Origin of the sequence: Microcoleus sp. PH2017_05_CCC_O_A (genome assembly GCF_020738785.1) — a bacterium.
GTDB lineage: Bacteria > Cyanobacteriota > Cyanobacteriia > Cyanobacteriales > Microcoleaceae > Microcoleus.
In genome coordinates this window covers 1-21,747 of sequence record NZ_JAEQCB010000142.1, presented here as the reverse complement: position 1 = coordinate 21,747, position 21,747 = coordinate 1, and the positions used below count along the sequence as shown (strand labels likewise).

Annotated in this window: 24 protein-coding genes; 12 read left to right on the top strand and 12 right to left on the bottom strand. The window is 44.9% G+C overall.

Annotation, left to right across the window (positions count from 1 at the left end; all coding sequences use genetic code 11):
• The first annotated feature begins 43 nt into the window (after positions 1 to 43).
• Both JGK20_RS26365 and JGK20_RS26360 read left to right on the top strand, forming a co-directional pair.
• Positions 44 to 1,582 carry an ATP-binding protein gene (locus tag JGK20_RS26365; RefSeq protein WP_293232669.1) on the top strand — a complete coding sequence of 513 codons (1,539 nt, stop codon included), beginning with the start codon at positions 44 to 46 and terminating at the stop codon, positions 1,580 to 1,582.
• Positions 1,583 to 2,151: 569 nt separating this feature from the next.
• The gene (locus JGK20_RS26360) at positions 2,152 to 3,624 is read left to right on the top strand and encodes an MBOAT family protein (protein WP_293191254.1); all 1,473 of its coding nucleotides are present in this window, start codon (positions 2,152 to 2,154) and stop codon (positions 3,622 to 3,624) included.
• A 92-nt stretch (positions 3,625 to 3,716) separates the two neighbouring features.
• Here JGK20_RS26360 and JGK20_RS26355 read toward each other — a convergent pair whose 3' ends face one another.
• Complete coding sequence (locus JGK20_RS26355; RefSeq protein WP_293181369.1) at positions 3,717 to 4,541, bottom strand: sulfurtransferase; 825 nt, start codon at positions 4,539 to 4,541, stop codon at positions 3,717 to 3,719.
• Positions 4,542 to 4,988: 447 nt separating this feature from the next.
• Positions 4,989 to 5,984, bottom strand: coding sequence for a hypothetical protein (locus JGK20_RS26350; protein WP_293181366.1), 996 nt, complete (start codon positions 5,982 to 5,984; stop codon positions 4,989 to 4,991).
• 16 nt (positions 5,985 to 6,000) lie between these two features.
• Between JGK20_RS26350 and JGK20_RS26345 the strand changes: the two genes are divergently transcribed.
• The 3 genes from JGK20_RS26345 (at position 6,001) to glmU (ending at position 7,860) form a co-directional block, all read left to right on the top strand.
• Complete coding sequence (locus JGK20_RS26345; protein WP_293197143.1) at positions 6,001 to 6,126, top strand: hypothetical protein; 126 nt, start codon at positions 6,001 to 6,003, stop codon at positions 6,124 to 6,126.
• 127 nt (positions 6,127 to 6,253) lie between these two features.
• Complete coding sequence (locus JGK20_RS26340; RefSeq protein ID WP_293181360.1) at positions 6,254 to 6,478, top strand: hypothetical protein; 225 nt, start codon at positions 6,254 to 6,256, stop codon at positions 6,476 to 6,478.
• Entirely contained in the window at positions 6,475 to 7,860 is a 1,386-nt protein-coding gene (gene glmU / locus JGK20_RS26335; protein WP_293211241.1) for a bifunctional UDP-N-acetylglucosamine diphosphorylase/glucosamine-1-phosphate N-acetyltransferase GlmU, read from the top strand. The genes JGK20_RS26340 and glmU overlap by 4 nt, the downstream gene beginning before the upstream one ends.
• A gap of 20 nt (positions 7,861 to 7,880) precedes the next feature.
• On the opposite strand, the gene JGK20_RS26330 is transcribed toward glmU, so the two are convergent.
• The 8 genes from JGK20_RS26330 to JGK20_RS26295 all read right to left on the bottom strand — a co-directional run bounded on the left by JGK20_RS26330 (position 7,881) and on the right by JGK20_RS26295 (position 13,931).
• Positions 7,881 to 8,591, bottom strand: a complete 711-nt coding sequence (locus tag JGK20_RS26330) for a hypothetical protein (RefSeq protein WP_293206500.1) — start codon at positions 8,589 to 8,591, stop codon at positions 7,881 to 7,883.
• 517 nt (positions 8,592 to 9,108) lie between these two features.
• Positions 9,109 to 9,930 carry a hypothetical protein gene (locus JGK20_RS26325; protein ID WP_293181351.1) on the bottom strand — a complete coding sequence of 274 codons (822 nt, stop codon included), beginning with the start codon at positions 9,928 to 9,930 and terminating at the stop codon, positions 9,109 to 9,111.
• Between the two features lie 83 nt (positions 9,931 to 10,013).
• A complete protein-coding gene (locus tag JGK20_RS26320) occupies positions 10,014 to 10,805 on the bottom strand; it encodes a hypothetical protein (protein ID WP_293206497.1) in 792 nt (263 codons plus the stop codon).
• A 479-nt stretch (positions 10,806 to 11,284) separates the two neighbouring features.
• Positions 11,285 to 11,785 carry a hypothetical protein gene (locus JGK20_RS26315; RefSeq protein ID WP_293181345.1) on the bottom strand — a complete coding sequence of 167 codons (501 nt, stop codon included), beginning with the start codon at positions 11,783 to 11,785 and terminating at the stop codon, positions 11,285 to 11,287.
• Between the two features lie 73 nt (positions 11,786 to 11,858).
• The gene (locus JGK20_RS26310; RefSeq protein WP_293181342.1) at positions 11,859 to 12,362 is read right to left on the bottom strand and encodes a hypothetical protein; all 504 of its coding nucleotides are present in this window, start codon (positions 12,360 to 12,362) and stop codon (positions 11,859 to 11,861) included.
• Between the two features lie 74 nt (positions 12,363 to 12,436).
• Complete coding sequence (locus JGK20_RS26305; RefSeq protein WP_293181339.1) at positions 12,437 to 12,697, bottom strand: tetratricopeptide repeat protein; 261 nt, start codon at positions 12,695 to 12,697, stop codon at positions 12,437 to 12,439.
• A gap of 22 nt (positions 12,698 to 12,719) precedes the next feature.
• Positions 12,720 to 13,376 (bottom strand): hypothetical protein, encoded by a 657-nt coding sequence (locus JGK20_RS26300; protein WP_293232667.1) that lies wholly within the window; start codon positions 13,374 to 13,376, stop codon positions 12,720 to 12,722.
• Between the two features lie 84 nt (positions 13,377 to 13,460).
• Positions 13,461 to 13,931 (bottom strand): hypothetical protein, encoded by a 471-nt coding sequence (locus tag JGK20_RS26295; protein WP_293232665.1) that lies wholly within the window; start codon positions 13,929 to 13,931, stop codon positions 13,461 to 13,463.
• 249 nt (positions 13,932 to 14,180) lie between these two features.
• On the opposite strand from JGK20_RS26295, the gene JGK20_RS26290 reads away from it, so the two are divergent.
• The 4 genes from JGK20_RS26290 (at position 14,181) to JGK20_RS26275 (ending at position 16,632) form a co-directional block, all read left to right on the top strand.
• Positions 14,181 to 15,431, top strand: a complete 1,251-nt coding sequence (locus tag JGK20_RS26290; RefSeq protein WP_293232663.1) for a WD40 repeat domain-containing protein — start codon at positions 14,181 to 14,183, stop codon at positions 15,429 to 15,431.
• Between the two features lie 75 nt (positions 15,432 to 15,506).
• Positions 15,507 to 15,719 carry a type II toxin-antitoxin system ParD family antitoxin gene (locus tag JGK20_RS26285; protein WP_293191272.1) on the top strand — a complete coding sequence of 71 codons (213 nt, stop codon included), beginning with the start codon at positions 15,507 to 15,509 and terminating at the stop codon, positions 15,717 to 15,719.
• 227 nt (positions 15,720 to 15,946) lie between these two features.
• On the top strand, positions 15,947 to 16,270 hold the full coding sequence (locus tag JGK20_RS26280; protein WP_293191274.1) for a hypothetical protein: 324 nt from the start codon (positions 15,947 to 15,949) through the stop codon (positions 16,268 to 16,270).
• Positions 16,267 to 16,632 carry an aspartyl protease gene (locus JGK20_RS26275; RefSeq protein WP_293191276.1) on the top strand — a complete coding sequence of 122 codons (366 nt, stop codon included), beginning with the start codon at positions 16,267 to 16,269 and terminating at the stop codon, positions 16,630 to 16,632. The genes JGK20_RS26280 and JGK20_RS26275 overlap by 4 nt, the downstream gene beginning before the upstream one ends.
• Before the next feature lie 153 nt (positions 16,633 to 16,785).
• On the opposite strand, the gene JGK20_RS26270 is transcribed toward JGK20_RS26275, so the two are convergent.
• Both JGK20_RS26270 and JGK20_RS26265 read right to left on the bottom strand, forming a co-directional pair.
• Positions 16,786 to 17,721, bottom strand: a complete 936-nt coding sequence (locus JGK20_RS26270) for an isoaspartyl peptidase/L-asparaginase (RefSeq protein WP_293232661.1) — start codon at positions 17,719 to 17,721, stop codon at positions 16,786 to 16,788.
• 64 nt (positions 17,722 to 17,785) lie between these two features.
• Positions 17,786 to 17,941, bottom strand: coding sequence for a DUF2256 domain-containing protein (locus JGK20_RS26265; protein WP_265237541.1), 156 nt, complete (start codon positions 17,939 to 17,941; stop codon positions 17,786 to 17,788).
• Positions 17,942 to 18,182: 241 nt separating this feature from the next.
• Here JGK20_RS26265 and JGK20_RS26260 point away from each other — a divergent pair, with 241 nt between their 5' ends.
• The 3 genes from JGK20_RS26260 (at position 18,183) to JGK20_RS26250 (ending at position 21,518) form a co-directional block, all read left to right on the top strand.
• Positions 18,183 to 19,106 carry an RNA methyltransferase gene (locus JGK20_RS26260; RefSeq protein ID WP_293232687.1) on the top strand — a complete coding sequence of 308 codons (924 nt, stop codon included), beginning with the start codon at positions 18,183 to 18,185 and terminating at the stop codon, positions 19,104 to 19,106.
• Between the two features lie 215 nt (positions 19,107 to 19,321).
• Positions 19,322 to 20,938, top strand: coding sequence for a serine hydrolase (locus tag JGK20_RS26255; protein ID WP_293232659.1), 1,617 nt, complete (start codon positions 19,322 to 19,324; stop codon positions 20,936 to 20,938).
• A gap of 178 nt (positions 20,939 to 21,116) precedes the next feature.
• Entirely contained in the window at positions 21,117 to 21,518 is a 402-nt protein-coding gene (locus JGK20_RS26250; RefSeq protein ID WP_293181316.1) for a hypothetical protein, read from the top strand.
• Positions 21,519 to 21,747: the final 229 nt, after the last annotated feature.

Genomic DNA, 21,747 nt, shown 5'->3' with positions numbered 1-21,747 from the left:
ATTTCCCGATCGACAATCCCCAATGCTTCAATGCGAAAATGGCATGATTTACCCAATTCTGACAACGGAAGTCCGCTTTGAACAAGACATCGTACAAGTACGCCAAAGAGCTCGCCAAATAGGCGCATTGTTGGGATTCGATTCCCAAACACAAACCCGCATCGCTACAGCAGTTTCCGAAATTGCTCGCAATGCTTTTAAATATGCAGGTGGTGGTAAAGTAGAATTTTTTGTGGAAGGGGAATCGCCACAGGTTTTTCGGACTCGGATTTCTGATAGCGGGCCGGGAATTGCTGATTTAGCGCAGGTTTTAGGCCCCAATTTTCGATCGCAAACTGGTGCGGGCCTCGGTTTAGCAGCAGCAAAGCGGTTGATGGATGAGGTGCAAATCGATTCGGCGCGCGATCGCGGGACGGCTGTACAATTAATCAAGCAGTTTTCTAAGCAGATGCCTGCGCTGAGTGCGATCGAGCTCAACAAATTACTTGATAAACTAGCGCGCCAAATTCCTGAAGATCCCTATGCGGAAATTCAGCAGCAAAATCAAGAATTGCTGCGTACTTTAGACGAACTCCGCCAGCGTCAAGAAGAACTCGTACAATTAAATCAAGAACTAGAAGATACGAATCGCGGAGTCGTCGCACTTTATGCCGAATTGAACGATAAAGCCGAATCTCTCCAGCGAGAGGGCGAACTCAAAACCAGCTTTCTCTCCAACATGAGCCACGAGTTTCGCACTCCGCTAACGACAATTCTCAGTATTTCCGAAATCTTGTTAAATCGCATCGACGGAGAACTTTCGCCCGAACAAGACAAGCAGTTAAATTTTATTCGCAAATCTGCCGAGTCTCTCGCAGAACTTGTTGATGACTCGTTAGATTTAGCCAAGGTGGAAGCCGGAAAAGTAACGGTTCGCGTGGCTGATTTTGAAGTCGAAGATTTGTTCAGCGCGCTGCGCGGAATGATGCGCCCCCTACTACCACAAAACTCGCCCGTCAGTCTAATTTTTGAAGTGCCTTTGGAACTACCAACTCTTACCACTGATGAGGGAAAAGTTTCTCAGATTTTGCGTAATCTGATTTCTAATGCGCTGAAATTTACCGAAGCGGGAGAAGTCAGAGTTGCGGCCGAAATGGGAAAGGGGGGAATGGTTACTTTTTCAGTGGCTGATACGGGTATTGGAATTCCAACCGCCGACCAAACGCGGATTTTTGAAGAATTTGTTCAAGTGGAAAATCACTTGCAGAAGGGGGTGAAAGGCACAGGATTGGGATTGTCTCTGTGTAGAAAAATGGCTGAATTTCTGGGGGGGAGTATTAAAATAGAAAGTTCGCCCGGGGTGGGTTCGACTTTTTTGGTGAATTTGCCGATCGCCTATGCTGGAGATTCAGAAGTATCTGCGGAAATCTCGGAATCTCAACCAGAGGAAACAGGGCGGGCGATCGAGAATTTGCGATCGGCTGCGCGCGATCGGGCACCAAAAGTTGCGATCGTGAAAGAGCAAAAGAGTTTTTCGCTATTTGGTGAAAGACTTGCGGGCAGAAATCCATTGTACTGCGACCTGCGCCGCCAACGATGGTGAAGTTCCGAGGTATGGATATCGTGTTCGATCGATTACCATAACCAAAATGGTTTGTAGTGCGCCTCCCATTCCGCAGCAGGAGAGCGGACTGAAGTCCTTACTGCGAACCGTTTGTAGTGCGGTTAATCGAGCCGACACGATAGGAAACCGCGTTTACAAAAACGAAGTTTCTTTAATTTGCAACAGCATTTAACTCTTGTGCTGTAAAATATATGCGTTCTCAGTAGCAACTGTAGGGTGTGTCGCCATTCACAATCCCTAAAAAAAATCGACAATTTCATAGCGACGCACCAGTGCCATCCCTCGCCGAGTGTAAACAAACCCAATAATTATATTGTAGCCAAACTTTTTTGAAATAATATAAGGTGCGTCGCTGTGAGATTGTCGCTCTTGATGCAAGGGCTTGTCGGTGGCGACGCACCCTACGAATACTTTGGCATGATTTTTAATAGTTAGTATTAGCTTTAGTCTCGATTTAAAAAACAATGAAACAGTAGCCCCGCGCTCCCAACCCACACATAATCAGCCCTTCCCAATTCTAAAATCCCAAATCCAAAATCTAAAATCGCATGACTTTCATTTCCCTTCAATATGCCCTGTTTCTATTAGTTTTGTTCGTGGCTTACTGGTTGGTTCCCCTGCGGTGGTGGCGGCTGTTTGTCATGCTGGCGGGAAGTCTGATTTTTTATGCTTCGCTGCAAATTTGGTATATTCCTCTGCTGTTAATCGGTGTTGTGTTTAATTACTGCTTGGCGATGGCGATCGGGGAACCTTTGGATTGGCGGATTGCTAATGAATCTTGGAATCGCCGGCGCTTGTTGGTACTGTGGCTGGGAATAGGGCTGAATGTTTTGCTGCTGCTGGGTTTTAAGTATGTACCTTTTTTCTTGAATTCGATCGGCACTTTGTTAAATTGGCCTGTTGCTTTAGACAGCGCTAACTGGGTGAAAACTCACGTCATCGCACCCCTGGGATTGAGTTTCTTTTGCTTTGAGTGCATTGCTTATTTGATTGATGTGTACCGAGGCGCGCCGGCTGCTACTTCGCTGCTGCACTTTGCTGCTTACAAGTTGTTTTTTGCGAAACTGATTTCCGGGCCGATTACTCGCTATCATAACTTGATATATCAACTGAAATCCCAGAAATTTCCGACGCCCGATCGCATTTCTGAGGCCCTTTGGACGATCGCCTTTGGTGCAGTAAAAAAAGGTCTTTTCGCCGACAACTTGGGAATTTATGTCGATTTAAGTTTTACCAACTTGCAGCGCGCGGGTAGCGAGGATTTGTGGCTGGCGATTTTTGCTTACGGGCTGCAACTTTATCTCGATTTTAGCGGCTACGTTGACATGGCGCGCGGTACTGCTTTGCTGTTGGGTTGGTACTTACCACCAAATTTTGATTTTCCTTATTTTAGTACGAGCATCGCTGATTTTTGGCGGCGCTGGCACATGACTTTGGGGGATTGGCTGCGGAATTATTTGTATTTTCCCTTGGGAGGTTCGCGCGTTGGTTTGTGGCGCACTTGTTTCAATTTGTCTCTTGTCATGTTAATTGCGGGAATTTGGCACGGTGCAGCTTGGGGATTTATAGTGTGGGGGGGTTTGCACGGTTTGGCTTTGGCGGTGCACCGGGTGACGGATGTGACTTTTAAGAAGTTGCGGATCGACTTTTTGTGGGAAAATCCGATCGGAATGGCAATGGGTTGGCTGTTAACTCAAACAATGGTTTTTGGTAGTTGGATATTTTTCCGGCTTCCCGATTTAAAGAATTCGGGATGGGCGATTTCGCATTTGTGGGGACATCCTGCTGATGTGCAGTTTTCGCATAAAGTTTATGTGGAAGCTTTGGGCTTGGAAAGAATACATTTAACTTGGATGTTGGCTGCTGTGGCTGCTGCTATGCTGGGGAATTATATTTTGAGTCGGGGTTTGAAGTTGGAGTTAAATTGGCCGGTGAAATTGGTATTAGTGCCGCTTTGTTTGTATGCGGTTTGGGTGTTGGCGCCGGAAGGCGGTTTACCTTATATTTATTTCGATTTTTAGGAAACGTGGCGGTTGAAACCGCGTCTATACATACAAAACCCACCTCCGTGGGTTGAAGAAAATGTTGTACAAACAAGGTTTTAACCGCCGGGTTATAGCTGATAGGAACACCAGTCACTCCAGCTACCGACATAGAGTTTAGCATCGGGAATTCCGGCGATTTCTAAGGACAGTAAATTAACGCAAGCTGTCACGCCGGAACCGCAGTAAACGATGATTTCTTCCGCTTTTTCTAATTCCGTCCACCGCTGTTTTTGTTCGGAGATCGATCGCACTTTTCCAGTTTCCTCGGTCACTCCTTGCCAAGGGTAGTTGACAGCACCCGGAATGTGGCCTGCAATAGGGTCGATCGGCTCCCGCAAGCCCTCGTATCTCTCACTTTCTCGCGAATCAACCAAAACTGTCTCCGGCAAGTCTTTTCGCTCTTTTACAGCCTCGATATCAACCGCCATATTCGGCTGCAATTGCACTACAAATTTACCATCGCGGGTTTCTGTCCAAGTATCTGTTACCGGATATCCCGCCGCTTTCCAAGCACTGAAACCGCCGTCTAACAAAGCGACTTTGCTGTGTCCCATGTATCGCATCAGCCACCACAAGCGAGACGCAAAAGCTAGTCGCGAATCGTCATAAGCCACGACTAAAGTTTCTGAGGAATTAATGCCGATAGCGCTGAATTTATTAGCTAATTCTGCAATATTGGGCAGCGGGTGTCTGCCGCCGTGGGTGCCAACTACACTCGCCAGATCTTCGTTTAAATCTAAATAGAAAGATCCGGGAATGTGACTTTCTTGATATTGTTTTTGTCCCAATTTTCGATCGGCGAGAGCAAACCGACAGTCTACAATTACCACTTGCGGATTTTCGGTATTGGCGGCCAACCATTCAGGGGAAACGATTAAATTATTGTCATTCATAACTATTCAAATTTGTGCTAGGACATCTCTCGGTAATTCATAAATACCCAAGAAAGCAGAATATCTCGGCTAATTGCTCTTTGAGATATATAGGAAAGAGCGCTTGAACTAGGCTAATTCTTAGGTATGTAGTTGCGCTTCAGCGCTCTTTGAGATATATAGGAAAGAGCGCTTAATCTCGGCTAATTCTTAGGTATGTAGTTGCGCTTTAGCGCTCTTTGAGATATATAGGAAAGAGCGCTTAATCTAGGCTAATTCTTAGGTATGTAGTTGCGCTTCAGCGCTCTTTAAGATATATAGGAAAGAGCGCCCAAGCGCAACAACGTACCTTTCGTTCTCCGGTTCGGCTTTTTGGAAGATCTAGGCTAATTTTTAGGTATGTAGTTGCGCTTCAGCGCTCTTACATATATATAAGAAAGAGCGCCCAAGCGCAACAACGTACCTAATTTATCGAGAAGGATTTGCTTTCTCCGGTTCGGCTTTTTCGGAATTAGCTTTCTTAGGATTAGGTTTTTCGGAGCTTTCTTTTTCGGAATTGGCTTTCTTAGAAGTTGCTTTCTCCGGTTCGGCTTTTTCGGAATTGGCTTTCTTAGAAGTTGCTTTTTCGGCTGTTGCGGGAGTTGGCTCTGGGGGAGGTGGATTTACTGCTGATTCTTGAGCGTAAAGCAGATATTTTTGATACTCGATTACTTTTGTCTGAGCTAGTTCGTGGTTGGCGCTGGACACGGGTACTCTTCTCATCAACGATACCGCTTCTTGCCAGCGATCGACAACGATCGTCCAATCTTCCTTCGTTTTTGCCGATCGCCCTAACTCTGCTGCTTTGAGGGCGCTGTTAACGGCTTCTCGAAAGGTATCCGGTACTCTTGCTACATTGGCAGTTTCATCTGGATTCTTCAGAGCAGTTGCTGGCGGCTCGTTTAACATCTTACTGACAAATGCCACCACGGCGATCGCCAACAAACCCGTTACCAGCCCGACGACAATGAAAGTCGATCGCAATCGGTTCTCAAATGCAGCCAATTCCGGCGATTTCTCCTCATCCATATCTGTACTCTCTCTTTCTGTGCGATCGTCCATATTAGCAACATTAGCAACCGCAATATTAGGGACAGATTCTCCCGCAAAGCTTTGTGGTTCCAAAATGCTGCTCTCCAAACTAAACTCTTGACTCCAAGCAGCCCCAATCTCACCGCTTTCTCGCCCCTCAACCTTCACTTTGCGAATCGAATTCGGCTGCAAATCCGTCAGTTTTTCACGGACAAAATCAACTAATGTATCTTCTATCGGTAGTTGCTCTGCCTCCAGAATTACATCCAAACAGTCGCCGTCGAGATTCGCGGAGGCTGCGATCCCTTCAGATGGCAACTGGCTGTTGAGCCAAGATGCGATCGCCTGTGGATTTCCCTGCTTGGCAAGTTCCTGAAAATTAAGCTCTGTCATAGCTGGACACCTGATAATGCAGAAAGGAAGGAAGAAGGAAGAAGGAAGAAGGAAGAAGGAAGAAGGAAGAAGAAAGTCGGAAGAAGGAAGAAGGAAGGAGGAAGAAGCAACTAATAGTTTTTTTGAGTTAAAAACACCATAACTGAAATTCAACGAATAGTATAATCTATCTCGGTAAATTCAAGCTCAAAGATGCAAATTATCACCCTCGCTCCCCCTCGCATCTCTTGGGGAAGGACTGAAGTCCTTACTACGAAACGAACTCAGGTTTGATCGTTCGGACTTCAGCCCTCAGAAATTCGATCTCGGGCGCGCAACTCCAAGATACCGCAAGCATCGCCCCTCAAACCGACATCAGGCTGCAAAAAGACTTGCCGCGCCCGGATTCGAGATTGGAGATTAAAAAATTGTGCGATCGCAGTGCCATCGACGGACAGCGAGTGATATCATCATTTAGTCAATTTTTTATAGCAAATAGCTCGATCGCACAATGATAGCAATAGCAATTTTAGCTGCTGGACGCGGCACGCGCATGAAATCTGACTTGCCCAAAGTTCTCCACGAATTGGGTGGTCGATCGCTAGTTGAGCGAGTCCTCCAAAGTTGTCAAGAAATAGAAATTTCCCGGCGACTTGTCATAGTCGGTTATCGAGGTGAACTCGTTAAACAATCTCTGATGGAAGCTCATGAAAAATCGGACAATTCTCAATTTCCTCCCCTAGAATTTGTCGAACAAACCGAACAATTGGGAACCGGTCACGCCATCCAGCAATTGCTGCCTCACTTAAAGGGATTTCCAGGAGATTTGCTGGTATTAAATGGGGATGTACCTTTGCTGAGGGCAGAAACTATCAAACAATTGATGGCAATTCACCAACAGCACCAAAACTCTGCTACTATATTGACAGCTAATTTGCCGAATCCTCAAGGATATGGGCGAGTATTTACTGACAGTCAAAACTTAGTCCAGCAAATTGTCGAAGACCGCGATTGTACAACAACTCAAAAGCAAAACCAGCGAATCAATGCAGGTGTTTATTGTTTTCACTGGCCGCATTTAGAGAAAATTTTGCCAGATTTGAAAGCAGACAATGACCAAAAAGAATATTACCTAACTGATACGGTAAGTATTCTCTCTCCCGTGATGGCGGTGGATGTTGAAGATTATCAAGAAATCTTGGGAATTAACGATCGCAAACATTTAGCCACAGCTTCCGATATTTTGCAAGCGCGGGTAAAGGATAAGTGGATGAAAGCGGGCGTGACGCTGATCGATGCCAACAGCATCACGATCGACGATACCGTAGAGTTGCAGTCGGATGTCGTAATTGAACCGCAAACTCACTTGCGGGGTAAAACTTCGATCGCCTCTGGGAGTCGCATCGGGCCCGGTAGTTTGATTGAAAACAGTCAAATCAAGGAAAACGTGACTGTGCTTTATTCAGTAATTTCTGACAGTATTGTGGCAGAAAATTCGCGAATTGGCCCCTACGCACACCTGCGGGGACACGCGCAAATAGGCGCCAACTGTCGCGTGGGCAATTTTGTAGAATTGAAAAATACTCAAATTGGCGATCGAACTAATGTCGCTCACTTGTCTTATTTAGGCGACGCGACTTTGGGAGAAAAAGTCAACATCGGCGCTGGGACAATTACCGCCAATTACGACGGCAAAAATAAGCACAAAACTCAAATAGGCGATCGTACTAAAATCGGTGCAAACAGCGTGCTAGTTGCACCGATAACTGTGGGGGAAGATGTGACTGTGGCCGCAGGTTCTGCGGTGACGGAAGATGTGCCGAATGATTGTTTAGTAATTGCCCGTTCCCGCCAAGTTGTCAAACCAGGTTGGAAGTTGAAAGATGGAAACAAATAACTAGGTTTGTAGTGAAGACTTTAGCCGACAGAATTTTCACTCTGACTGCAATCATCACTACAAATACTTTCGTGCGATCGCGCGTGGAGGTAGTTGTTAATCGCTTTGGCGATTTCTACTTGCTTGTAAGGGCTCATAGTGTGGGGAAGGGATATGCGATCTCCTCCACTAACTAACAGTCTAACTTGGTACCAAACATCATGATCCCGATCTTTTGTGCGATCGACTTCCACCCCATAAATCTCGAACAGAGAGCGTTTAATTACTTTACGGGCCAACAAACCCCGCCGTTTAACAGTCAAGGTGTTGGAAGTTCCATCGAAGCTGTAGGTTTCTTTATTTCCCAAGGCGATGACTCCGACTCCTGCGAGCAAAAATATGCCTCCTGTCCATCCCAACCAGCGATCGTCTTGGCTTAAGCGCAGCAAGCGAGATTTTGCATTTTTAAGATAAAAATTGATGTCCGAAGCAGCAGCGTCTTTATTCCCCCAGTTAGTCGAGTTAGCACTAAAAGGAACATCGCCAACATTCGTCACAAGTACAACTCTGCTTTTGGAGCCAAATCTTTCTACTTTAGCTCCCTGCAAAGCAGCAAGCTGAATTTCTTGGATGTTCGATCCCAGTAAGTGCGATCGCACCAACTGACAATTTCCTTGTTTTTCGTGCGATCGCTGGCAGCTCAAAGTTGCTGCATGATAGTCAAAAGTCAGCCCGATCAGTCCAAATGTCATTAATAAACAACTAGGGAACCAAAAATCTAATATGCTTTTAGTCTGAATTATTAGTTCCGTTGCTGTGTACTTGATTATTTTCATTTACTTCACCTTTTAAATCCAAAACTGATGTTACAGATCGACTTCCCGACCAGGCTACGTCAAATTGTTAAGTTATATATTATTGGAAGCGATCCTATAGGATAACCCTTTTTATCTTGCTAATAGGCTAGCACTAAAATGTCTAACCGACAACAAATGTCGCGAGTTCACCTGCGGCTGCGTTTCAGATAGCTTTCCGTGATTTAAGGACAGGAATATTAAAAAATATTAATTATCTCATTGGGAGTGAAACGTTAGCTTTCTAGCGCGATCGTACAGGAAGTAATGGCAAACAAAAATGAAGAAAACTTTATAATGTAACAGAATGTAAAGTTTATTGGCGCCTACCTAAGTATCGTTAATTATTGATTTGGGCGATTCAGCCAAGAGGGATAGCTGCGCCGCGCGTACTTAAAGTCGCAGGTGCATTCATTTAGTGCGATCGCTTGTCCAAATAGCTGCAAATCAAGTCAGCCATTTTTTGTTGCTCTTCCCGATTCAAGCCACCGCTTAAACATAGGCTATCTCCCACATTCATTAGCAAATGCACATCGTACCAGGTATAGCTGTCCATATGTTCTGTTTTGTGTACGTGAACTGTTTTTAATTCGACTTCAGAAATTTCACTGAGCGATTTTTCGGTCACTTCATTCACCCTTATCCCCCTTTTTTTAATAGTTAGGATACTTGCATTTTTATCAAAAATATAAGTTTCAACACTGAATAAATTATGGAACACAAAATATATTGCAGCGAAACCAATAACGACAAAGCTGCCCTGAAAAAGTATCGAGCCGAAATTTGCTAGCCGATTATCTTTTTCTATTACTAATTTACTGACAGAGGTTTGTATATATTTATTGAACAACTCTGCATCCTTAACAGTTTGGTACGGTAGATAAACATCTCCTTGGTTAGTTGCCAGAAATACATTCTGTTTGAAAGTTGAATTCCCATCGCTATCAGTAGTCTCTATTTTGTCAACTCTAGCCTCCTTGACTTGTTGGATGGACTCTAATTCCCCTTTAACTAATCCCATAAAACTTGATGTACTCATTTCGCAACTTACGATTTTTGGCTCAATTTTTGTGCACGAAAGTCTTTCCACTCCAGAAGAGGACATCGTGATAAATATCATTAACAAGGGTATTCCTGAAAATCCTGTAACCCATACAGTAGGAAATAGCAAACCAGACAAACTTAATCCATTTTTAAGCTTGAGAAGATGTTCGGTTTTTTCAATTATTTTCATCATCGGTATCCACTCCCGTTTAATTAATTGATAGTCTGCAAAATTTTCCAGATTGCTCTTGAAGTCTATGTATATATTCAGAGGGATCAACCATTGAGGTGGCTGCGAATCGAATCAGCCATTTTTTGTTGCTCTTTCTGATTTGAGCTACTGCCTAAAGATAGGCGATCGCCCTCATTCATTAGCAAACAAACCTCCCATAACATACTGTTTTCGCCGTATATTGTTTCTAATTTAACCTCCGAAATTTCGCTGAGCGATCGTTCGGCAACTTCCTTCACCCATATTCCTTTTTTCTTAAGAGTTAAGGTACTTGCATCTTTATCAAAAATGTAAGTTTCAACAATAAAATAACGCAATACACCAGAAAATACCCTAAAACCAATAACTAAAAACAAACTGGGAAAAAGCATTATTCCAAAACCAAATAACCGATTGTCTGTTTCTATCACCAACACTCCGGTCGAGGTTTGTATATATTTATTAAACGAATTTGCATCCTTGGCACTTTGATTTGTCAACAAAAACTCCCATTCCTTGCTTACCAAAAATACATTGTTCACAGTCATGGGTTTGCCATCACTATCGGTGGTCTTGCTTGTCTCAAATCTAGCTCCCTGAACTTGATCTATCGAGGTTACTTCGCCTTTATTTAATCCCATAAAAGTTGACCTACTGAGTTCGCAATTTGCGCTTTTTGGCTCAATCTTTTTGCAGGAAAGTCTTTCCACTCCAGTAGATGCCATAATCAAGAACATCATAAATAAAGGTATTCCTGAAAATCCCGTCACCCATATGGTAGGAGATATCGCACTATAAATCATTTCCCATAAATTATTAAGCATTAGAAGATGTTCGTTTTTTTTAATAACTTTCATGTTAGGTATAATCTCCAATGTAAGTGATTGACGGGGTTACAAAAATTACCAGACTAGGGACTAAGAACTTTCGTTATTATATGATTTCTATAGCAAAGCTCTTAACTACAATTATGCAACAGTTTTCTTTTCAGGTCAATTCATAAATGTCATTGATTAACTTCATAAAAGTCATAATTGTATTCTTGAAAATTCAGCCTAGAAACGGGTTTTTCTACGAAATTACGAAATATAGCCTTTCTCAGAAAGATGAGGTACTCATGGGCATTGGCCAAACAGGCCAAATAGGGCATTGGGCAAACAGGCCAAACAGGGTATACCTCACTTTTTTGATAAAGGCTATAGTAGCGAATACGTTAATTTTTATATTTTCCAGTACCTACTTCTACTCATAAATCTCGCAATAGAAGTATCCGGTAAAATTATTCACCCACCAACCCCGTTGTTCAACAGTCATTTTACCGAAAGTTTTATCAAAGCTATAGATTTAATTTTTCGCGCTTCCAAACATATTCTAATACCCCCGTCACCACACATATGCTCCCTAATGTCCATAGAAACCAACGATCGTCTTGACTTACATTCAACGATTTGCGATCGGGATTTGCAACAAAATCATTGATTTTATTAGCAATATCATTTTTATCCCCCCAAGCAGTGTAGCCATCCGTAAACGGAATTTCCCCCGATTTGGTTAACAGTTCAACTCTGGTGCTACGCTTCCTACCTGTGGTAACTTTGCCTCCCACTAAATTATCCAGAGATATTTCTTGAATATTTGAACCCAAAAAGCTCCATCCTGTGAGTTTACAATTGCCTTGTTTAGATTCTATGCGTTGGCAACTTAGAGTTGTATTTGTTGCATTAAAAGCCAGCCACAATCCAATGAGAATGAAGGGCAAGCTAGATAACAAGTCCAGCCAGATGTTAGATCTTGTAATTTTTAGTTCATTAAAAGGCGTTCCCTTGAGTTTTTTCATGAGTTCATTTTTTTGATGACACAAAAGCTTGAATAGGTATTTTCTCTATTGTGTCCATTTTATCATGCACAAATTATTTGACAATGCCTCGGGTGCACTTGCTTGGCAAAGATATTGCTTCAGTGCTATGACTGCGATCGCACGTCGAGACATAGCTGCGGATTAAGTCAGCCATTTGGCATTGTTCTGTTACTGAATTGCTTCTCAAACAAATGCGATCGCACCCCAACATCAATAACTCAACATAGTAGCTATAATTTCCCTCGCCATCTTCTATTTCGGCTAATTCGACTGCACAAATATCGCGAATCGATCGTTCGACAACATGATTAAGCGACAAACCCCGTCGTTTAACGGTCATTTTCCCCAAAGTTTTATCAAAGATATAAATTTCAGATATCGCGCCATCCAACAAACACAGGGAGAATAACAGAAATATGCCTCCACCGATCCAGTTGGATGCCAAGATGATCTGCAATAATCCAATTATAATGAAGGGAGAAATTAAGACTAAACCGTCCCAGATGCTAGAGTTTTGAATTATTAGTTTAGTTGGTGTTTGCTTGAGAACTTTCATAAGCTTATCCTGTTATTTTTGAGAACGATCTAAATTACTGATTTCTCTGCTGTACGCAATTTGTTATGCACGGATTATTTAGTCCGGCGGCCGACGAGCGCCATCTTGGTATTGCCAACAGCCTTGACAGCATAAGCATCGCCCGGAAGCACCTGCAAAGCTCTGTTAAAATTGATTAAAGCCGTTTGATAGTCTCTTTGCGCGTAGCAGACATAGCCAAGTTTTATTAATTTTTTAAATTCATCTTTGTTACCGGGTACAGATGCTGCATCAAGTCGAGGAGATGGCTGAGTACCCGGAGATGATTCTTGAGTTGCTGGTGGGTGGGGAAACATCAGTTTGTTGAGTCTAAGTGCATCAATCTTGATAATCTGAACCTCGCTTTCCCATCATTCCCCAATAAGCCACACCGTAAAGTTGAGCAGCCTGCATTGCTTCCTCGTCATAGCCTTGAGCTTTGAACAAAGCCTCGGCCTCTTTGAGATAGCCCATTGCTTGTTCTTTATTGTTGGTTGCATCTTGAACCATCAAAGCTAATCCCAATTTCATGCGAGCATCAGCATCATTAGGATCACTTTTAATTGCTGTTTTCCAGTGGGTAATTTCCTCTTCTATAGTGTCCCATTTGAGTTCGTTAGAGTTATCTGTGGGAAAGCCGTCAAGACCATAATTTCTAATATTCAAGAATGTCGCAATGACTTCGGCTGTTTTGTGCTTGCTTCCTAAACCAGTGCTGAAACTAGAAGTTAGAGGAACACGTCTCTTACCTGAGTTCAACACCAGACATACACGATAGGTATTGCTCTCACTGCTCGACATCTCCTGTATTTCCACGCCTGAAATATCTTGAAGCAGGTGTTTGATAAGTTTCGTTTTGGCAATCAGTGGTTTATGCCGCTTGATAGTCAGATGACCGAGACTTTTATCAAAGGCAATGGTTTCTATCTCGACAAATATCACCAATAGCAAACCAACGACAGCAAATAAATAAAGGAAAAAACTGCCAGAAGACAAACCTCCAAATACCGAATTCTAGTTTGTCTGATGTTTGTTTCATGATTTTGTGTTGAGTTAATGTTAAGTGAATGTTGATGTGGATTATTTGCTATTTGATTGGGCGATCGCCTTTTTGGTATCTTCAACACCCTTGAGGGCCTCAGCATCGCCGGGATTCGCTTGTGCAGCTCTGTTAAAATTGATTAAAGCTGTTTGATAATCTCCCTTTGCATAGGCTAATTTCCCAAGCTGCATCGATTGATTGAAGTCATATTGTTGACCGCCAACAGTACCAAAACTAGGCTCAGAAGCAGGAGATTGCTCTTGACTTGGTGATGCACCAGCGTTGAAATCAGAAGGAAAAGGAGAGGGTGACTGTTCGCTAGCTCCAGGCATGAACATACCAAGCATCGGCCCAACAGAACTTGCAAGATTTGAAACGAACTGGAAGCCTGCAAATAAATACATTGGCACTACAACAAGCTGCATGAAAAATGTCTTTCTGATTTTTGGATTGCTCCAATTCTTTATATAAAAAAATAATCCAGCAAATGGAACCAGCAAGTAAAGCACTACTTAAAACTAAACCTAGAGCAAAAAATAAGCCGATCGCAATTCCAGACATTTTCTATTTCTCCGCTTGATGTATAGTTGTTTTGCAAACTGTAAAGGTAAGGATTGAAACGCATTTTCAACCCGAAACTCTTTTGGCTGTTTGCTGTGTTAAAAATAGATTAGTGGTGAATCCAGTCCGATCGCGCACAGCGAATGTTAGGATTTTGGTTAGGAATTTGACTAGGAACTCGATCGCGACTGCCACAAATGACACCCTCAAACCTCGATCGACCCGAAGAACCTTTTACACGGGCTACCTACGACTGGGACATCGAAAAGCTCTACAGCGACTTAGCCAATGCCAAACTAGAATTCGCCCCCCACACCCGGAGAGGGCTGACACCCGTGGAAAAAAGGCACTTGTGCGGCTTGCTGTGCGGTTACAGCCCCGCCGAGATGGCGGTACTTCTTAACAAACAAATCAAGGGTGTAGAGGTTGACTTATCCAAAACCTTGTACCGATACATAGAAATATTGACAAATCGACCCCGAAATGCGCTCAAAAATTGGAGGGATGCGATCGACTGGCTGGTAATAGCCGGGTATAAAAAACAACCAAAAACCTCATCCGGCGCAGTCTTAAAAGCCACTCTCCACCATTCAGACAGCATTCTCTCGGCTGCGATCAGTCCCGACGGACAATTACTAGCAACCGGTTCTCACGACAGTACAGTGAAAGTTTGGAGTTTGCACAGCGGGGAACTGCTGCGGACTATTTGCGGACATTCAACCGCCGTGTTGCTAGTTGCTTTCAGCCCCGCTAGCAAAACGCTGCTGACGCGATCGCGCGCGGGTACAGTCAAACTGTGGAACCTGCAAAATGGAGAACAGATGAAGCGTTTAGCAGACGTACACCGCCACGAATCTGTCGCTGTGAGTCCCGACTGGCAAATTTTGGCGATCGGCACCACCTGTGGCACTGTCAAGCTGCAACACCTCAACAGCGGCCAACTGCTGCAAGTTTTGAAAGGCTATCAAGGAGATGACATAAGTGCGATCGCCCTGAGTCCCAACGGCAAAATGTTAATAGCCAGCGGGCTGAATGCAACCAGCGGTTTCTGTCGCGCTACCGTCACTTTGTGGGAATTACCGGGGGGAGAAGTGCGGCGAACATTTGGTAGCGAAAATTATGTAGCAATTACTCCAGACAGCCAAATTCTAGTCTGTCATTCCAACAAAACGATCGCCCTGTGGAATTTGGAAACAGGCGAATTATTGCATTCGGTGCAAACCGGAATTCGCATCACTTCCGCCGCCGCCATTAGCCCCGACGGGAAATATTTTGCTGTGGGCTGTTTTGACGGTACTGTTAGGCTTTGGAATTTGCGCGGCCAATTGCTGCACGCTTTGGAAGGACATTCGGGCCCGGTGTCGGCGGTGGCGATCGGGCAGTTGGGCGACACTCTGGTTAGCGGTAGCGATAATGGTACAGTTAAAGTTTGGCAGTTGCGAATTTAAGATCGTTGAGGTGAATGGTGATGATTAAATTATTATAGTATAATTGATTTAAGGTTTTTTAGAGGGGCCCAGACAATGAACGTTACCCTAAAACCCGAACAAGAAAATTACGTGCGATCGCAATTACAAGCTGGCAACTATGACAGCGTTCAAGAACTAATTAGCGAAGCATTACCACTGCTAGAAGAAAGAAATCGCGCATTGAAACAGCAGCGTCTGGCAGCACTCAGACAAAAAATTGCTAGCGGTACTGAGCAAATTGCTCAAGGAAAAGTGACGGTGAAGTAGTTTGGGAGCATCTCAGTTTTGCATTTACAGTGCTGTCCCCGCTCGCGTGCTTTTATACGCACGCGAGCGGGGACAGCACTGTGAAGAAAAAATGCTTCTTGCAAAACTGAGATGCTCCCAGTAGTTTTTGCCAGATTGCAGGAAAAAATTCGCTTAATTTCTGAGTCTGGAGCCGGAATGAGTCGGCGATTTTTGCTAAACTAGATTCAGAGCCAATACAAAAAACTATGATAACAGCACCTGCCGGATGGAAACCCCGCCACATCTCTGACAAATACAAAAAAACTCCAATTTCTCCCGAAGAGAAAGCAAAACAAAAAGCTGAAAGCCAAGTGCGGTGGCAGCGCTGTCGCCCGATTTTTGAACGAGTCCGCGACGAACTCATGGCGACTCACTACAATTGGTACGTTGTTATCGATCCTGATAGTGGCGAATATTTTGTTGAGAAAGATCAACTCGTCGCTTTTGGGAAGCTGTTAACAAATTCTCCCCAAAAACTAATGGTTGTTCGGCGCTTGAATGAGACCGGAGTTTGTGGCAGTATTTTATGATTCAAGGAAAGTTTGATGAAGAGACAAATCAACTATTTTTTGAAATAAGTTTGGTAGCGGCTGATGGGGAAGTCATATTTGCGGATGCGCTTCTAGATACGGGATTCAGCGGTTGGTTGGCGATAAACAGCCAAGATTTAGATTTTAATTGGCTGCTTGTAGATGATGAATACCCCATGAAGACTGCACGAGGAGAAGGTACTTTTAATATTTATATCGGCACTGTGCAAATTGACGGTCAAGAATTTAATATTCCTGTGGTAGCAGGAGATGAGATACCAGAAATTATCATCGGGATGGAATGGCTGAAAACTAAACGGTTAGTGGTAGATTTGGCGGCGGGAATCCTGACTTTGGGGTGAAGTTTTTGGCTCGTTACGGGATAGCTACCGTTCGTTTTAATATCAAGTCCGAATCGGAACGAGGCTACCGGATATGATATTAAACTAACGCCGATCGAGATTCCCGACAACTCCTGCGAAGTCGGGAATCTAAACCACCGCTTCTATGCAAATTTAAGCAACAAAAACTAACGTTCCCTTCTTTGTTTCCAAAGTATCGCCCATTTCCGTACCGTTGTGAAAAGCACCGAGAATGATCTCGCTAGTTTTGCCGATCGCGATCGCACCATTAGCATCAATCCCGATCGCACCAAAATCCCGTTTGCGATCGTCAGCTTCCGCAAAAGAACGCTCAAAAGCAGCTTTCAAACTCAAACCATCCGTTACCCGAATCACAATTCGCGCCGCCAAACACTCATCCATGATGTGCTCGCCGATACCCGTACAGCTAACCGCCGCATTGCCCGTCGCATAATTTCCCGCAGGCATTGCGGAGTCGCTAACCCGCCCGATGCGCTCAAAACCCTTGCCGCCAGTCGAAGTTCCAGCAGCCAAGCGTCCCTGAGTATCCAAAGCTACAACGCCGATGGTGCCAACACCCGCAGGTTCCGCGACCACATTAGCCATTGCTCTGTTAAAATTGCCTTGGCGTTCCTGCATCCACTCGTGCAAGCGCAAATCCGTCATCGGATCGTAAATCGGTAAGTGAAGTTCTCGCAGCAATTCCGCCGCACCGTAATCTGAGAGTACGCGATCGTCCGAAGTCTGCAAAAATTGAGCAAGTTCGATCGGATTTTGAACGCGAGCCACATTAATCGTGCCACTGAAACGCTGCGCCAAACCGTCCATCAGCGAAGCACTCATCCGAATTTGCCCGTCCGACTGTACCACAGAACCCGTACCCGCATTAAATCGCGGGTCATCTTCCAACAACCGACAGCCCTGCACTACTGCATCTACGGCACTTGCGCCATTTTTCAGCAGCGGATACACTGCCTCCAAAACATCGTAAAGCGACTTCCGCACCGCTTCAATTCCGCCCTTGCTTTGCAGACAACTACCGGCACCGCCGTGAATAACTAGCTTTGGTTGCACCTGTTGCGATGCCATACTTCTAACCGTGAAATTTTTCCTTTGCAATCTTAGCCTCAGTTTGGCAAATGGCAAGACATTCTTAATTTTCTGTGCTATTACGGCGGCGGCGACAGCGATCCGAGCAGTATTTCACCTCATCCCAGCAGTCGGCCCATTTTTTGCGCCAAGTAAAAGGTCGATCGCACACCGGACACATCTTAGTCGGTAAATCGGACTTCAATCGTTGCTTTGCCATGCTAATTTTGACAGTAGGTAAATTAACTATAGTCTTTCTTAATTATTTGAGGGAATGGGGAATCGGGAATCGGGAATCGGGAATCGGGAATCGGGAATCGGGAATCGGGAATCGGGAATGGTTACTGGTTACTTGTTACTTGTTAGTGATTTTTCTAATAGCCAATGCCCAATTACCAATTACCAATTACCAATTACCAATTACCAATTACCAATTACCAATTACCAATTACCAATTACCAATGCCCCATGCCAACATCCGAATCGTCTTAGTCGAACCCGCAGGGCCCTTAAATGTGGGTTCTGTGGCCCGCGTGATGAAAAATATGGGTTTGCACCAATTAATTTTGGTGAATCCCCAGTGCGATTATTTAGGGGAAGAAGCCCGGTTGATGGCTGTGCGCGCCGCCTCAATACTAGAAACGGCGATAGTAGTTGAGAGTTTGCCGGCTGCTTTGGTAGGATGTGTCAGGGCGATCGCAACGACAGGAGATGATGGTCGATCGCACCCAATGCCGCTAGAATCACCAGCAGATGCTTTACCTTGGTTGCTAGAAGCCCCCAGCGCCCTAATTTTTGGTCGAGAAGATTGTGGATTGACTAACGCCGAATTAAACCGCGCCCAGCGCTTGATTCGGATTCCCAGCAGCGATGCTTACACTTCCTTAAATCTCGCTCAAGCCGTAGCTATTTGCTGCTATGAATTGTATCGGGAAGAAGATTTCCGAAGGAAGAAGGAAGAAGGAAGAGGGAAGAAGGAAGAGGGAAGTTCGGCAACAGATTCTGTAACGGATGTAACGGATACAAGGAATCAGGAAGAGGGAATATTTTCCCAATCCCCCCCTCTCCCCCTCTCCCAATCCCCCCCTCTCCCAATCCCCCCCTCTCCCCCTCTCCCCAACAGTGTTCCGTTGGAACAGTTGGAGGGATACTACCAGCAACTAGAAGGGCTGCTGCTGAAAATTGGATATTTGCAGCCGCACACAGCAGCAAGTCGGATGGAAAAATTTCGGCGTTTGTACAACAGGGCTTATCCGACAGTGGATGAAGTCGCCATGCTGCGGGGCGCGATTCGTCAAACAGAATGGGGATTGAAAAGTTATCCGCGATCGCCAGTTTCTGATACTCTGGATGGGGCGTTGCCGGAAAATCCAACGGATAGCTAGGTGTCGTGGTATTAGAAACCGGGTTTCTTGCCGGGAAATTACCTTAAAGCGTAGGTTTTTAGTCAAGAAACCCGGTTTCTTGGGTGACAATTGGGTGCAGGGGTGCGTGTGGAGTAAATCTAAAATCTAAAATCTAAAATCTAAAATCTAAAATCGATTGGCTGTTAAGCTAAAAAATCTTAAACTTGAAATTTACAGTGCAGAAGGAGTAAGACGTGGCAGAGCGGTTTCCCAAACGATCGATATTATCAGTGATGTCCTCGATAGCCTCTGCCAACTCCGGCCCGCAGCCGCCTCAATCCGGCGCTTCAACCGAGTCTGGCAAATCCAGCCGTCGCCGCCCTCCCCAACCGCAAAACAGCAATGGGGAAATTCCCACATCAGAAACTGCGACTTTCCCACCGCAAACAAGCCGCAGCAGAAGTAGAGCAAAATCTCCCGCACCTACCCCCGCAGAATTGAGCGCGCAGGACTTTTTGTCCAATCCCCAATCAGCAATTAATCCCAGAAAACCCAAAACCGCTAAAACCACCAAAATTGGGGAGGCGAAGAGCCGCCAACCTCGCAAAAAAGGCCTCGCTGCTGTCGATATGTTCGCTTTTCCCGAACCAAATTCCCCTGTCAGCACTCGGGCCAGCAATCCCATCAGCGAACCCGAAACGACAACTCCCCCCCCAGCCCGTAAAAGTCGAGCCAGCGCACCACCAGAGAGCATTCCAGACCCGGTAACAGCCCCCAAGGTCAAAAAAGCCCCCGTGCCGAAACCGCGCCCGCAAGCGAATCAGAGACCGGGCAAACGCTCTGCAACTGGGAACGTGCCACCGTTGGTATATGCTACTCGGTTGCTGATTTTGGGAGTTGGGATGGCGGTGATTTGCGGTACGCTGCTGTCAGTGGTGAATGCTGTGAGTCGATCGGGCGTAGCGACACAGGAAACCCCCGCAGGCCAGAAAAACCCAGCCGATAGCGCAGTTGCTGCACCAGCCACCCCAGAAGCATTGCAATTGAATCAAGAAATAGCAGCTTTGAAAACAGAAGTTCAGGTGATAGCAACGGAAAATGCCACTTTGACAGCGGGAATATTTCTAGTTGATTTAGATACAGGAAGCTATGTAAATTTTAACGGCGATGCTCCTTTTGCTTCAGCGAGCACGATAAAAGTGCCAATCTTAGTAGCTTTTTTCCAAGCAGTAGATGAGGGCAAAATCCAGTTAGATCAGGTGCTGACGCTGAAACCGGAACACATTGTCGGCGGTTCTGGGGATATGCAAGACGACGCACCGGGTGAAAAATATTCGGCTTTGGAAGTTGCGAAAAAGATGATTGTTGTCAGCGACAATACCGCGACAAATATGATGGTTGAGTTGCTGGGAGGTGCGGAGGTTTTAAATCAGCAATTTGCCAACTGGGGATTGAGGGCGACGGTGCTGCACAATAAGTTGCCAGATTTGGAGGGAACGAATACTAGCAGCCCGAAGGATTTGATAAATATTATAGCTCAAGTCGATCGCGGAAATTTGGTTTCTGTCAAATCGCGCGATCGTATTTTGCAAATCATGCGCCAAACCAAAAACGATTCTTTGCTACCGAGAGGCTTGGGCGAAGGAGCAGTGATTGCTCACAAAACCGGCAACATTAATACAATGCTAGCCGATGCGGGGATGGTAGATTTGCCAAACGGCAAGCGTTATTTAGTAGCGGTGATGGTGAAGCATCCGCCGGAAACCGAGAAGCCAGCTCAAACATTGATTCGGGATATTTCTAAGATGAGTTACCGCTATTTAAACGACGGGGAAACACCCGCCGAGTCCAAAGTGAAAATTAAAAATTAATTAATTCACCCTAAAATATGTTTAAGGAAAACCGGGCGAATGGAATTCGCGTCTACACAAACAAAACCCGCCTCCGCGGGTTGAAGAAAATCGGGCGAATGGAATTCGCCGTCTTCTCTATTCCGGGCCAGTTAGCGCAAGTCCCGTAGAGTTTACAAACTATAAATGAGTTTGTATTATGAAACTAACCACCCGACTTGCTTGTTTGCTAGCACTCTCAACCTTAACTGTGGGAGTCTCCCCCGCCTTCAGCAATCCCCTTCGCTCTTCTCAAAGTGAATTCACGGATATTACAGTTACTTCCAATAATATCGAACTGAATCGAGCGAAAAACCTAGCCCGTCAAGCAGCAGAGAATACTAACGGCGGTTTGGGCGAATATCGAGCCGAAGCATCGATGCACGGCGCATCAGCCGAATCGCCTTTTGTTGACAATGGTGATGGTACTTGGACATTTACTTTTCAAGGTTACAAACCCGGTTCGTCTGTCTATACGGTAGAGACAGTTGTGACTGTTTCCCAACATGGCAGAATCACAGTTAATTACAACGGACGCATTCGTAGCTCAAGCCGATTTTAGAAACACCAGGACTCTTCTAGGTATGTAGTTGCGCTTTAGCGCTCTTTCATCCTAATATAAGAAAGAGCGCTGAAGCGCAACTACGTACCTTTTTGATTTGAGGTATGTAGTTGCGCTTTAGCGCTCTTTCATCCTAATATAAGAAAGAGCGCTGAAGCGCAACTACGTACCTTTTTGATTTGAGGTATGTTGTTGCGCTTTAGCGCTCTTTCATCCTAATATAAGAAAG